The sequence below is a fragment of the Streptomyces sp. NPDC014907 genome (assembly GCF_055562975.1).
Genome location: NZ_JBVHEG010000002.1, coordinates 320717 through 333600, shown reverse-complemented (window position 1 = coordinate 333600; position 12884 = coordinate 320717). Strand labels below are relative to the sequence as shown.

The window sequence follows — 12884 nt, the reverse complement described above, 5'->3', positions numbered from 1 at the left end:
GGGCCCCGGACGGGCCCCGGAGCGGAACCTGACACCCGCTCCGGGGCCCCTCACCGCTCCGTGATCCGCCGGTACGCCAGCTCCGCGAGCCGCGCCTGGCCGTCCCGGCTCGGATGGAACCGGTCCCAGGGGCTCAACTGCCCGGCGCCGAAGCGGAAGCCGTGCACCGCTCCGCCGTCGTACCGGCAGCGCTCGTCCCGGGCGCAGACCTCCGCCAGGACCCGGTTGTACGCCGTCACCCGCTCCGAGACGGTCGTGCGCCGCCGTTCCGCCGCGGGCCCCAGGTCCGCCGCGTCCGCCAGCATCGAGCCGCAGACCCCCAGCTCCCAGATCCGCAGCCCGGCCTCGTCGAGCCGGCCCGTCGACCACAGCCGCTTCAGGTCCGGCACGCTCGCCACGTACACCTGGGCCTTCGGCGCCCCCGCGCGCAGCCGGGCGAGCGCCGACGCGAAGGAGGCGCGGAAGTCCGCGACCGGGGTCATCAGGTCCGGCGTGGGCCGGCAGGCGTCGTTGGCGCCCATCAGCACCGTCACCAGTTCCGGCTTCCGGGCCGCCGCGGCGGCCATCTGCTCGGGGAGCTCCGCCATCCGCGCGCCCGTCCGCGCCAGGTTCCAGCTGTGGCCGGCCACCCGCCCCGGGCCCAGGAGGCGCAGCGCCAGACTGTTGACGCCGGTGTCCGTGCCGGTCGCCCAGGACGCCTCGGGGCAGTCCGCCAGGAGCGAGCAGGCGTCGAACGCGCGGGTGATGGAGTCGCCCACGGCCGCGACGGAGGCGGGGGAGACGTTCCACAGGGGAGTGGGAGTGGGCGCCGGTGCCCGCGTCCGGCTCGGGGCCGCCTCCTCCGGCGTCCCGGGCGCGCACCCGGCCGACGCCCCCGCGCACAGCAGCACCGCCGTCACGGCGGCGACGGCGGTACGGAAACGGCGTCGCCCGCGCATCCCGGGCACCTCCTCGGGGGTCCCGGCGGGTGAAAGCTTGGTGTGCACCCGCTCCGGACCGACCGTACGTCACCCCGGCGACGGCGCGGCACGGTAGCTTTTCCCCGTCGAACCAGAGGCGTCCTCTCCGACCGGCTCCGGTACATTACATCACGTCACAAGTTGTCCCCTTTCAGAGGATTTGTGAAGATCCACTCCTGATGATGTTTACTGAGGCCGCTGGGAAAGGCGAACCTCGTCCCACACTGGAGGTCCCGGTGACGACACGTGGAGTCCTGTACGTTCACTCCGCACCGCGCGCGCTCTGCCCGCACGTCGAATGGGCGGTGGCGGGCGTCCTCGGTGCGAGGGTCCAGCTCGACTGGATCCGCCAGCCGGCGTCCCCCGGCACCTGGAGAACCGAACTCTCCTGGCAGGGCCGGACCGGCACCGCCTCCAGCCTGGCCTCCGCACTCCGAGGCTGGCGGATGCTCCGCTTCGAGGTCACCGCGGAGCCCTGCCCCACCGCCGAGGGCGAGCGCTACAGCGCCACCCCCGACCTGGGCATCTTCCACGCCGTCACCGGCCTGCACGGGGACATCCTGGTCCCGGAGGACCGGCTCCGGGCCGCCCTGGCGCGCTCCGCGCAGGACGGGACCCCGCTGGAGACCGAGATCGCCGCACTCCTCGGCAAGCCCTGGGACGACGAGCTGGAGCCCTTCCGGTACGCGGGCGAGGGCGCCCCGGTCCGCTGGCTCCACCAGGTCGTCTGACGGTCCCGCCCGGACACGCGCGTGAGGCCCGCTCCCCCGGGGAGCGGGCCTCACGGCGCGGAAGGAACGCGGATCAGACCGTGCGGAACGCCAGGACCACGTTGTGGCCGCCGAAGCCGAACGAGTTGTTGATCGCGGCGATCGTCCCCTGCGGCAGCTCGCGCGGCTCGTCGCGGACGATGTCCGCCCCGACCTCCGGGTCGAGGTCGTCGACGTTGATCGTCGGCGGGGCGAGACGGTGGTGGAGCGCCAGGACCGTCGCGACGGTCTCGATGCCGCCCGCGCCGCCCAGGAGGTGACCGGTCATCGACTTCGTCGCGGAGATCGCGACGTGGTCCAGGTCGTCGCCGAGGACGTTCCGCAGCGCCTTGATCTCGGCGACGTCGCCCTGCGGCGTCGACGTGGCGTGCGCGTTCAGGTGGACGACCTCGGCCGGCTTGAGGTCCGTCGAGTCGAGCAGGTACCGCAGCGCGGCCGAGATGCCCCGGCCGGTCGGCTCGGGCTGCGCGATGTGGTGGGCGTCGGACGACACGCCCTGGCCGAGGACCTCGCAGTAGACCCGCGCGCCGCGCGCCCGGGCGTGCTCCTCGGACTCCAGGACCACGACGCCCGCGCCCTCGCCGAGCACGAAGCCGTCACGGCCCGTGTCGTACGGGCGCGAGGCCTTCTCCGGCTCGTCGTTGTTCTTCGACATCGCCATCATGTTGGCGAAGGCGGCGATCGGCAGCGGGTGGATCGCGGCCTCGGTGCCGCCGGCGACGACCACGTCGGCACGGCCGGTGCGGATCATCTCGACGGCGTAGCCGATCGCCTCGGCGCCCGACGCGCACGCGGAGACGGGGGTGTGGACGCCCGCCCGGGCGTTCACCTCCAGACTCACGTTGGCGGAGGGGCTGTTGGGCATGAGCATGGGCACGGTGTGCGGGGAGACGCGGCGGACGCCCTTCTCCTTCAGCACGTCGTACTGGTCGAGCAGCGTGATGACGCCGCCGATGCCGGAGGCGATGACGGAACCGAGCCGCTCGGGCGCGATCTTCTCGTCCTCGCCGGCCGGGGCGGTGTAGCCCGCGTCGGCCCACGCCTCGCGGGCCGCGATCAGGGCGAACTGCGCCGAGCGGTCCAGCTTGCGGGCGAGCGGGCGGGGCAGGACGTCGCCGGGGTCGACGGCGGCCGTCGCGGCGATCCGGACGGGCAGCTCGGCGAAACGTTCGTCCTCGAGGGGACGGACGCCGGAGCGTCCCGCGATCAGACCTTCCCAGGTCGATGCGGAGTCGCCACCCAGCGGTGTGGTTGCGCCGATACCGGTGACGACCACGGTGCGATTGGTCGAGCTCACAGGAATTCTTTCTCCATGTGTGTGATGGTCGAAATGCGGCGCCACCGCCGGGTGGCTGACCGGGTCAGCGAGGGCTGATCAGTTCTGGTGCTTCACGATGTAGTCGACGGCGTCGCCCACGGTCTTGAGGTTCTTGACGTCCTCGTCGGGGATCTTGACGTCGAAACGCTCTTCGGCGGCGACGACGACCTCGACCATGGACAGCGAGTCGACGTCCAGGTCGTCGGTGAAGGACTTGTCCAGCTGGACGTCCTCGACCGGGATGCCGGCGATCTCGTTGACGATCTCGGCGAGACCTTCGACGATCTGCTCCTGGGTGAAGGCCATGGTGGCGCTCCTTCTGTGTTCGCTGGGTGAGGGGCTTCCGGGAGATCCGGGTGCCTAGGGGAGGGTAACGACCGTCGCGGCGTAGACGAGACCCGCCCCGAAGCCGATGACGAGCGCGGTGTCGCCGCTCTTCGCCTCCCCGGTCGCCAGGAGCCGCTCCATCGCGAGCGGGATCGAGGCGGCCGAGGTGTTGCCGGTGGTCTCCACGTCACGGGCGACCGTGACGTGCTCCGGCAGCTTCAGCGTCTTCACCATCGAGTCGATGATCCGCATGTTCGCCTGGTGCGGGATGAAGACGTCCAGGTCGTCCGCCGAGATGCCGGCGGCGTCCAGTGCCTGCTGGGCGACCTTCGCCATCTCGAAGACGGCCCAGCGGAAGACCGCCTGGCCCTCCTGCGTGATGGCGGGGAACTTGATCTCGCCCTGCTTGTTGAGCGGGAGCTTCGAGACGTCGCCGCCGTGGAACTCGTTCCACGGCACGGTCTGCTTGATCGTCGTCGACTTGTCGCCCTCGGAGCCCCAGACCGTGGGGCCGATGTGCGGCTCGTCGGACGGGCCGACGACCACGGCGCCGGCGCCGTCGCCGAACAGGAAGGCCGTCGCGCGGTCCTCCAGATCCGTCAGGTCGCTGAGCCGCTCGACGCCGATGACGAGCACGTACTCCGCCGAACCCTCGACGATCATGCCCTTGGCGAGGGTCAGGCCGTAGCCGAAGCCCGCGCAGCCGGCGGAGATGTCGAACGCGGCGGGCTTGCCCGCGCCGATCCGGTCCGCGATCTCCGTGGCGATGGCCGGGGTCTGGTGGAAGTGCGAGACCGTGGAGACGACCACGGCGCCGATCTGCTCCGGGCGGATGCCGGCGTCCGCGATGGCCTTGCCCGACGCCTCCACCGACATCGCGGCGACGGTCTCCTCCGGGGAGGCCCAGTGCCGGGTGGTGATGCCGGAGCGCGAGCGGATCCACTCGTCGGACGAGTCGATCTTCTCGAGGATCACCTCGTTCGGCACGACCCGGGTGGGACGGTAACCGCCGACACCGAGGACGCGCGCGTACGGGGCGCCCCTGCTGGGCTTGATCTTCGACATGCTTCTCGACACTCCTTGTCAGACGGCCGCGTGCTCGGCGACGAGCGTACGGGCCGCGTCCAGGTCGTCGGGAGTCTTCAGGGCGACCGTGGCCACGCCCGGCAGGGCCCGCTTGGCGAGACCGGTCAGGGTGCCGCCGGGGCACACCTCGACCAGCGCGGTCGCGCCCAGGTCCTTGAAGGTCTCCATGCACAGGTCCCAGCGGACCGGGTTGGCGACCTGGCCGACCAGGCGGGCCAGGACCTCGGCACCGTCCATGACGACCTGCCCGTCCCTGTTGGAGACGTAGCGGGTGGTCGGGGCGGCCGGGGACAGCGGCTCCGCCGCCTCCTCCAGCTTCGCCACGGCCGGGGCCATGTGGTGCGTGTGGAACGCTCCGGCGACCTTGAGCGCGACGACCCGGCGCACGCCCTCGGGCTTGTCCGCCTCCAGGGCGGCCAGCTGCTCCAGGGTGCCGGCGGCCACGATCTGGCCCGCGCCGTTCACGTTGGCCGGGGTCAGGCCGAGCTTCTCCAGGTGCGGGACGGTCACCTCGGGGTCGCCGCCGAGCAGCGCCGACATGCCGGTCGGGGTGATCGCGGCGGCCTCGGCCATCGCGAGCCCGCGGGCCCGGACCAGACGCAGCGCGGCGGTGTCGTCGAGCACACCGGCGAACGCGGCGGCGGTGAACTCGCCGACGCTGTGACCGGCGACGATGCCGGGCGCGAGGTCGTCACCGAGCGCGGCGGCCGAGAGCAGGCCGGCGGCGACGAGCAGGGGCTGTGCCACGGCGGTGTCGCGGATCTCGTCCGCGTCCGCCTTCGTGCCGTAGTGGGCGAGGTCGAGCCCGATGGCGTCGGACCAGGCCGCGATGCGGTCGGCGGCGCCGGGGAGTTCGAGCCAGGGGGTCAGGAAGCCGGGCGTCTGGGCGCCTTGGCCGGGAGCGACGAGTACGAGCACCCTCACACTCTCTCTTGGGGACGGCTCCGAGCGCCCGTGGGGACAAGGACGAAGAACCGTCGGGGGAATTGTCGGTGTTCGACAAAAGTCTAGGACTGCGTGTCCCCGTCGGCCAAGCGCCCGAGGATGAGCGCGATCCGCAGGGTGAAGGCGGAGCGGACGTCGGAGGGTGACCAGCCGGTGACGTCGGTCACACGTCGGAGCCGGTAGCGCACGGTATTCGGGTGGACGAAGAGCATCCGCGCCGCGCCTTCCAGGCTGCTCGCCTGTTCCAGGTAGACACTGAGCGTTTCCAGGAGCGCCGAGCCCGCTTCCTCCAGCGGTCTGTAGATCTCCTCCACCAACTGCTCGCGCGCCGACGGGTCGGAGGCGATGGCGCGCTCCGGGAGGAGGTCGTCCGCGAGGACCGGGCGGGGCGCGTCCTGCCAGGCCGAGCACGCCTTGAGGCCGGCCGCCGCGGCCTGCGCGGAGCGGGTCGCGGCCAGCAGGTCGGGGACCACGGGGCCGGCCACCACCGGGCCCGGCGCGTACGGCCCGATCAGGGCCTTCGCCACCGCCAGGGGGTTGTCGCTGCCGCCCGCGATGACGACGAGCCGGTTCCCGAGGACGCCGGTGAGGACCTGGAGCTTGGCGTGCCGGGCGGCCCGGCGGATCGCCTCCACCGTCAGTTCGCTGTCCCCGTCGGGGGCCGTGCCGAGGAGCACGCACACGTGCTCCGGGGAGCTCCAGCCGAGCGCGGCGGCCCGCGACACGGCGCCCTCGTCGGCCTCGCCGGAGAGCACGGCGTTCACCACGAGCGACTCCAGGCGCGCGTCCCACGCGCCCCGCGCCTCGGCCGCCTGCGCGTACACCTGCGCCGTGGCGAAGGCGATCTCCCGGGCGTAGACGAGCAGCGCCTCCCGGAGCACCGACTCGTCGCCGGGGGCGGCGACCTCCTCGATCGCGGACTCCATCACCTCGATCGTGGTCCGGACCATCTCCACGGTCTGGCGCAGGGTGATCGCCCGGGTCAGCTCGCGCGGCGCGGTGCCGAAGACGTCCGTCGAGATCGCCTGCGGGGTCTCGGGGTGCCGGAACCACTCGGTGAACGCGGCGATGCCGGCCTGGGCGACGAGCCCGATCCACGACCGGTTCTCGGGCGGCATCGCGCGGTACCACGGCAGCGTCTCGTCCATGCGGGCGATGGCGCCGGCGGCGAGCCGCCCGGAGGACTGTTCGAGGCGCTTCAGGGTCGCGGCGTGCGGATGGGGGCGGTTCACGGGTTCAGGCACGGGGACAAGACTGCCTCATCGGGACACCGGTGTGCCGGGTCGGGGCGGGTTCGCGCCCGAGGGCGCGCGGCGGGGCCCGGCTACGGTGGGACCGTGATACGCATCCAGCGCGCGGCCGAGCGGTACACCGGGGGCGACCCGGCGGCCGGGATCGAGACCCGGCACGCCTTCTCGTTCGGGCCGCACTACGACCCCGGCAACCTCCGGTTCGGTTCGCTGATCGCCTGCAACGAGGAGCGGCTCGCCCCGGGGGCCGGCTTCGACGAGCACCCGCACCGCCACACCGAGATCGTCACCTGGGTCGTGGAGGGCGAACTGACCCACCGCGACTCGGCGGGCCACGCCACGGTCGTCCGCGCCGGCGACCTCCAGCACCTCGGCGCGGCGTCCGGCGTCCGGCACGTGGAGCGCAACGACGGCGACGCGCCCCTGGTCTTCGCGCAGATGTGGCTCGCGCCGCTGGAGCCGGGCGGGGAACCGTCGTACGGGGTGGTGCGGGGGATCGGCGACGGCGCCCCGTACGAGGTGGCGGCGGCGGGCGCGACCCTGCGCGTCCACCGCCCCGAGAACGGCGAACGGGTACCGCTCCCGGACGCCGGCTTCGTGTACGTCCACGTGGCGCGCGGCACGGTGCGCGTCGGCGGCGAGGAGCTGGCGCCCGGCGACGCGGCCCGCGTCACCGGCGCGCAGGGGCTCGTCCTGCTCGCGACCGGCGACGCGGAGGTCCTGGTGTGGGAGATGTGAGGGCTTCGGCACCGGATGACCGGCGCACCGATGAGTTTCCCGCACCGCGGGGGTCTTGTCGGTAGCAGCGCACACCACAGCGGTACGGCCCCTACGTGAACCGGAGAGACGAACATGGCAACAGCGCGAGAGCAGTCGGCCGGAGCCGAGGCCCGAGTCACCTCCGCAGACGGCACCGAGATCGCGTTCGAGCAGTCGGGCCGCGGGCCGGCCGTCGTCCTGGTCGCCTCGGCACTGGCGGACCGCTCGGACACGACCAAACTCGCGGCTCTCCTGGCCCGGCACTTCACCGTGATCAACTACGACCGGCGCGGACGCGGCGCCAGCGGTGACGCCAGTGCTTACGCCCCTGACCGCGAGATCGAGGACATCGCCGCGCTGGTCGAACACGCCGGCGGTTCGGCGTCCCTGTTCGGCTCGTCCTCCGGGGCGGTCCTCGCGCTGCGCGCGGCCGCGGCCGGAGTCGACGTCGACCGACTGGCCCTGTACGAGCCGCCGTTCGTGGTCGCCGAAGGCGACGACGGACCGCCCGAGGACCTCGCGCGGCAGATCACCGCGCTGCTTGCGGAAGGCCGGCACGGCGACGCGGTCACGTACTTCATGACCAGGGTGCAGGGCATGCCCGGCATCGCCGTGTTCTTCATGAGGCTCATGCCGAAGATGTGGGCGAACCTCACCGGGTTGGCTCGCACCCTGCCCTATGACATCGCGGTCATGGGCGATACCCAGCAGGGCAAGCCGCTCGACGCCGAGGAGTGGAAAGGGGTGGCCGTGCCCACCCGCGTGCTGACCGGTGGCAGGAGTCCGGCCGCGTTCCGGCGCGCCGCCCTCGCCCTCACCGAGATCCTGCCGCAGGCCGACCACCGCACCCTGCCCGGACTCAACCACGGCGCCGTCGTCATGGCTCCGGGGAAAATCGCCCCGCAGATCATCGAGTTCATCAAGGGATGAGCTCGTCGTTCGAGCGGTTCGGCGGCGCTCGGCACCCCTCCTGGCACCCGGAGCGGAGCACGCCCCCGTCCCCAACCGGCCGCCGAACCCCGAACGACCACGACTCACGGGACGGCGTTCAGGCGTGCTCCCCGGACCGCCTCGCGGGCCGGCAACGTCGACCGCCGCTCCGTGCCGTGGGCGGGCGTTCTAGCGGAGCCCGTCCACGAACGCCTGCCACGCTCCGGTGCCGACGAGCAGGGCGGGGCCGGTGGGGTTCTTGCTGTCGCGGACCGGGACGGTGCCGGGGAAGTGGTCGGCGACCTCGACGCACTCGCCGCCGTTGGTGCCGCTGTACGACGACTTCCGCCACCGCGCTGCGGTCAGGTCAGGACGGGTCTCCATGGCGTTCCTCCATCACGCGGGTGATCAGTGCCGCCGAGTCCTCGACAGAGAGGGCCGTGGCTTGCAGTCGAGCGTAACCGACGGAACGTTCCTTGATCACGGGAGGATTGGCGGTCATGTGGCCCTGGTCGTAACCGTCGATGTAGAAGATGTCCGGGTCGTCGTCGAATCTGAAGAGGGTGAACGACCCCATCAGTCCCGTGTGCTCGCCGGCGGTGAACGGAAGGACCTGGACCTGTACCCACGGGTTGGTGCGGAACGTCAATAGGTGCGCCAGTTGCCCGCGCATGACCTCGCGGTCGCCCACCTTCTGCCTCAGTACGGCCTCGCTCAGGACGACCCACAGGGCGGGTGGCTCGGCGCGTTCCAGAATGCGCTGGCGTTCCTGCCGGGCCGCCACCATCTCCTCGGCCTTGTCCGGGTATTCGACGGCGAGCAGCGCCCGCGCGTACTCCGGCGTCTGCAACAGCCCGTACACGACCTGCGTCTGGAACGTGGAGATGTACGTGGCACGGGCCTCCAACTCCGCGACCGGTTGGAACCAGGAGGGCAGCCGGCTGCGCAGCACCAGACCGATCAGCCGGGAGAACGTCCCGCCCGTGCCGAGTGCCGCGTCCACCCGTTCCGAGAACTCGCGGGTGGGGAGCTTCCTCGCCGTCTCGACCTGGCCGACGAGGGAGCCCGTGCAGAAGATGACGTCCCCGAGCTGCTGCTGTGTGAGCGTGTGCGCCTCGCGCTGGCGGCGGAGTTCCCAGCCGTAGTAGTCCAGAGGGGAAGCGTTGGGATCGAGTTCCTGAATGTTGACCATGGTCAGTACCTCCGGCCTGCGGCGCGCGGCGTTCTTGTCGCCGAGCGTAATCAGAAGAATGCGGGCCGGAGGGGCGATTCATGTAAACCACCCCTGGGGTCGGTCTGTTGGCTCCCGGCGCTCAACGCAGCGCGCTCTTCGCCCGCCACCGCGCCCAGCTCACGTTCCACGCCCCGTAACCGTTGCCCTCCGCGACCGCGACCGCGACCATCGCCGGGGGCGCGGTCGGGGCCCGGTCCTCCGCCGGGCCCTCGTCCACCGCCCGCGCCGTGCGGGCCGCGAGGGGGAGGGCAGGGCCGGCCGGACGGGCGCGGACCCGTGTGACGGGGGTCGCGGCGGAACGGTCACCGTCCGGTCACACACGCCGTGCGGCTCCGTCGCATTCGGCTGTGAGCCTGCTGTGCGCCCCGCCACCGAGGGGCGGAACCAGGAGGCCCCGTTGTGCCAGCGTCGCTCGTGACGGCCGCACCCGCCGACCGCCACGCCCCCGCGGACCGCCGCACCCCCGCCGGCCGCGCGCCCGCCCGGCCGCTCCGGCTCGGTCCCGTCACCCCCGGGGCGTACCGCGCCTTCCTCGCGTCCCGCTCCGGCGCGGACGGCCCCAGCTTCCTCCAACTCCCCTCGTGGGCCCGGGTGAAGGAGGGGTGGGGTCACCAGCTCGTGGGGTGGGGGCCGGAGGGCGGCGACCTGACGGGCGTCGCGCTCGTGCTGCTGCGGGCCTTCCCCGGGACCCGGAAGTACTTCGCCTACCTCCCCGAGGGGCCCGTCGCCGACTGGACCGACCCCGACGTGGACGACTGGCTCGACCCGCTCCTCGGCCACCTGCGGGCCTCCGGTGCCTTCGCCGTGCGCATCGGACCGGGCCCCGCCCACCGCCGCTGGAACGCCGCCACCGTCAAGTCCGCCACCGGGCCCGGCCGGCGCCTCTCCGACGTCCTCGCCGACGAGGTCGACCCCCTCGGCACCGCCGTCGCCGAACGCCTCCGCGCCCGGGGCTGGCGCCGCTGCGGCGGCGACTCCGGGGACGGCGCCGACGCCCAGCCCCGGCACGTCTTCCAGGTCCCGCTCGCCGGCCGCGGCGCCGACGACCTGTGGTCCGGACTCAACCAGGAATGGCGCCGCAACGTGCGCAGGGCCCGCAAGGCCGGCGTCGAGGTCACCGTCGGGTCCGCCGCCGACCTGCCCGGGTTCCACCGGCTGCTCGGGATCACCGAGGAGCGCGACGGCTTCCGGCTCGGCCGCTCCCTCGCGTACTACGAGCGCCAGTACGCGGCCCTCAACGCCGAGGAGCCGGGCCGGATGAGGCTCTACCTCGCCCGCCACGAGGGCGAGGTCCTCGCCGCCCACACCATGATCGCCGTCGGCGGGCGCGTCTGGTACCAGACCGGCGCCTCCGCCGATCACCGCCGCGAGGTCCGCCCCTCCCACGCCCTCCAGTGGCGCATGCTGCTCGACGCCCACGCCCTCGGCGCCGCCGTCTACGACCTGCGCGGGGTACCCTCCACCCTCGACCCGGACGACCGCGCCCACGGCCTCCTCCGCTGGAAGCTCGGCACGGGCGGCCAGGTCGTCGAGACGCTGGGGGAGTGGGAGATTCCGATGCGGGGCACGACCAACCAGACGCTGTACCGCGCCTTCCAGGCGTACCTGGCCCGCCGGTGACGGCCACCCTCGCCGCGCCGGAGCGGAAGGCCGGGGCCCCGTCCGCGCTCCGCAGCGGCGCCCTCATGGCCGCCGGTTCGCTCGTCTCCCGCGCCACCGGCTTCGCCCGCGCCTCCGTCGTCGCCGCCGCGCTCGGCGCGGCCACCGTCGCCGACGGCTACGCGGTCGGCAACTCCGTCCCCACCATCGTCTACACCCTGCTCCTCGGCGGCGCCCTCAACGCGGTCTTCGTCCCCGAACTGGTCAGGGCCGCCAAGGAACACGAGGACGGCGGCGCCGCCTACACCGACCGGCTCCTCACCCTCTGCGCGCTCGCCCTCGCCGTCCTCACCGCCGCCGCCGTGCTCGCCGCGCCGTCGATCGTCGACGCGTACACCGACTACACGGGCGGCCGGCGGGAGATGACCGTCGCCTTCGCCCGCACCTGCCTCCCGCAGATCTTCTTCCTCGGCCTCTTCACGCTCCTCGGCCAGGTCCTCAACGCCCGGGGCCGGTTCGGCGCCATGATGTGGACGCCCGTCCTCAACAACGCCGTCGTCGTCGCCGTCTTCGGCCTCTTCCTGGCGGTGGGCGACGGGGGCGCGCTCACCCCGGGCGAGACCGCGCTCCTCGGCTGGGGCACCACCGCCGGCATCGCGCTCCAGGCCCTCGCGCTCGTCCCCCCGCTGCGCGCCGCCGGCTTCCGCTGGCGGCCCCGCTTCGACTGGCGCGGCAGCGGCCTCGCGGCCCCGCTGCGGTCGGCAGGCTGGCTGGTGCTGCTCGTCCTCACCAACCAGGGCGCGTACTGGGTGACCACCTGGGTCGCCACCTCGGCGGGCGACGCGGCCGACGGCGGCGGCGCGGGCCTCGCCGCGTACAACAACGCCTACCTGCTGTGGACCGTCCCGCACGGCATCGTCACCGTCTCCCTCGTCACCGCCCTGCTGCCCCGGATGAGCGGCGCGGCGGCCGACGGCGACCTCGCGGGGGTCCGGCGGGACGTCTCGTACGCGCTGCGGACCAGCGCCGCCGCCGTCGTCCCCGCCGCCTGCGCGCTCCTCGCGCTCGCCGTGCCCCTGATGACCGTGGTCTTCCGGTACGGGGCGACGGACGACGACGACGTCCGCGCGATGTCCTGGATCCTGATGGCCCTCGCGCCCGGCCTGATCGCCCTCTCCGGGCAGTACGTGTGCACCCGCGCCTTCTACGCCCTGCGCGACACGCGCACCCCGTTCCTGCTCAACCTGGTGATCGCGGGACTCAACGCGGGCCTCTCCCTCGCCGCGTACCGGCTGCTCCCCGACCGCTGGACCGTCGTGGGCATGGCGGCGGCGTACTCCCTCGCCCTGTGGGCGGGCTGGGGCGTCACGGCGTACGCGCTGCGGCGCGGGCTGCGGGGCGGGACCGCGCCGGAGGGTCCCGGCGGCGCGGTCTCCGGGGGTTCGGCGCCCGCCCTCGCGCGGCTGCTCGCCGCCGCCGTCCCGGCCACCGGATGCGGCCTCCTCGCCGCCCGCGCGGCGGAACCGGCCGGGCCCGTCGCGGCCGGCCTCGCCGGGGCCCTCGCGATCCTCGCCGTCTTCGCCCTGCTCGCCCGCCCCCTCCGCCTCACCGAGGTGAGCGGCCTCCTCGCGGCCGGGGCCGGACGCCTCCGCGCCCTCACCCGCCGTGCGTGACCCGGCCCCGGGAGGGACCCCGCCCCGACGACCT

At 73.4% G+C, this 12884-nt stretch carries 14 protein-coding genes; 5 read left to right on the top strand and 9 right to left on the bottom strand.

All coding sequences use genetic code 11. From position 1 onward, the window contains the following. Positions 1 to 50: 50 nt before the first annotated feature. On the bottom strand, positions 51 to 938 hold the full coding sequence (locus ACZ3IL_RS06965) for an SGNH/GDSL hydrolase family protein (RefSeq protein WP_467387406.1): 888 nt from the start codon (positions 936 to 938) through the stop codon (positions 51 to 53). 257 nt (positions 939 to 1195) lie between these two features. On the opposite strand from ACZ3IL_RS06965, the gene ACZ3IL_RS06960 reads away from it, so the two are divergent. Beyond that, a complete protein-coding gene (locus tag ACZ3IL_RS06960; RefSeq protein WP_467387404.1) occupies positions 1196 to 1690 on the top strand; it encodes a DUF3145 domain-containing protein in 495 nt (164 codons plus the stop codon). Between the two features lie 73 nt (positions 1691 to 1763). On the opposite strand, the gene fabF is transcribed toward ACZ3IL_RS06960, so the two are convergent. From fabF to fasR, 5 genes are all read right to left on the bottom strand, one after another. Further along, positions 1764 to 3026 carry a beta-ketoacyl-ACP synthase II gene (fabF, locus tag ACZ3IL_RS06955; RefSeq protein WP_467387402.1) on the bottom strand — a complete coding sequence of 421 codons (1263 nt, stop codon included), beginning with the start codon at positions 3024 to 3026 and terminating at the stop codon, positions 1764 to 1766. 78 nt (positions 3027 to 3104) lie between these two features. Then, complete coding sequence (locus ACZ3IL_RS06950) at positions 3105 to 3353, bottom strand: acyl carrier protein (protein ID WP_467387401.1); 249 nt, start codon at positions 3351 to 3353, stop codon at positions 3105 to 3107. Between the two features lie 54 nt (positions 3354 to 3407). Continuing rightward, positions 3408 to 4439 carry a beta-ketoacyl-ACP synthase 3 gene (locus ACZ3IL_RS06945; RefSeq protein ID WP_467387399.1) on the bottom strand — a complete coding sequence of 344 codons (1032 nt, stop codon included), beginning with the start codon at positions 4437 to 4439 and terminating at the stop codon, positions 3408 to 3410. A gap of 18 nt (positions 4440 to 4457) precedes the next feature. Further along, on the bottom strand, positions 4458 to 5378 hold the full coding sequence (locus ACZ3IL_RS06940; protein WP_467387397.1) for an ACP S-malonyltransferase: 921 nt from the start codon (positions 5376 to 5378) through the stop codon (positions 4458 to 4460). An 89-nt stretch (positions 5379 to 5467) separates the two neighbouring features. Further along, positions 5468 to 6649 (bottom strand): fatty acid biosynthesis transcriptional regulator FasR, encoded by a 1182-nt coding sequence (gene fasR / locus ACZ3IL_RS06935; protein ID WP_388694602.1) that lies wholly within the window; start codon positions 6647 to 6649, stop codon positions 5468 to 5470. Positions 6650 to 6742: 93 nt separating this feature from the next. Between fasR and ACZ3IL_RS06930 the strand changes: the two genes are divergently transcribed. Both ACZ3IL_RS06930 and ACZ3IL_RS06925 read left to right on the top strand, forming a co-directional pair. Continuing rightward, on the top strand, positions 6743 to 7393 hold the full coding sequence (locus tag ACZ3IL_RS06930) for a pirin family protein (RefSeq protein ID WP_467387393.1): 651 nt from the start codon (positions 6743 to 6745) through the stop codon (positions 7391 to 7393). Positions 7394 to 7507: 114 nt separating this feature from the next. Continuing rightward, a complete protein-coding gene (locus ACZ3IL_RS06925; RefSeq protein ID WP_467387391.1) occupies positions 7508 to 8344 on the top strand; it encodes an alpha/beta fold hydrolase in 837 nt (278 codons plus the stop codon). 189 nt (positions 8345 to 8533) lie between these two features. Here the strand turns inward: ACZ3IL_RS06925 and ACZ3IL_RS06920 are convergent, their stop codons facing one another. The 3 genes from ACZ3IL_RS06920 to ACZ3IL_RS06910 form a co-directional block, all read right to left on the bottom strand. After that, a complete protein-coding gene (locus ACZ3IL_RS06920) occupies positions 8534 to 8728 on the bottom strand; it encodes a DUF397 domain-containing protein (protein WP_467387390.1) in 195 nt (64 codons plus the stop codon). Then, a complete protein-coding gene (locus ACZ3IL_RS06915; RefSeq protein WP_467387388.1) occupies positions 8712 to 9536 on the bottom strand; it encodes a helix-turn-helix domain-containing protein in 825 nt (274 codons plus the stop codon). Before ACZ3IL_RS06915 ends, ACZ3IL_RS06920 begins: the two co-directional genes overlap by 17 nt. A gap of 121 nt (positions 9537 to 9657) precedes the next feature. Continuing rightward, complete coding sequence (locus tag ACZ3IL_RS06910) at positions 9658 to 9795, bottom strand: hypothetical protein (protein ID WP_467388236.1); 138 nt, start codon at positions 9793 to 9795, stop codon at positions 9658 to 9660. 182 nt (positions 9796 to 9977) lie between these two features. On the opposite strand from ACZ3IL_RS06910, the gene ACZ3IL_RS06905 reads away from it, so the two are divergent. Together ACZ3IL_RS06905 and murJ are read left to right on the top strand one after the other, a co-directional pair. Then, complete coding sequence (locus ACZ3IL_RS06905; protein WP_467387386.1) at positions 9978 to 11198, top strand: lipid II:glycine glycyltransferase FemX; 1221 nt, start codon at positions 9978 to 9980, stop codon at positions 11196 to 11198. Continuing rightward, entirely contained in the window at positions 11195 to 12850 is a 1656-nt protein-coding gene (gene murJ, locus ACZ3IL_RS06900; RefSeq protein WP_467387384.1) for a murein biosynthesis integral membrane protein MurJ, read from the top strand. Before ACZ3IL_RS06905 ends, murJ begins: the two co-directional genes overlap by 4 nt. Positions 12851 to 12884: the final 34 nt, after the last annotated feature.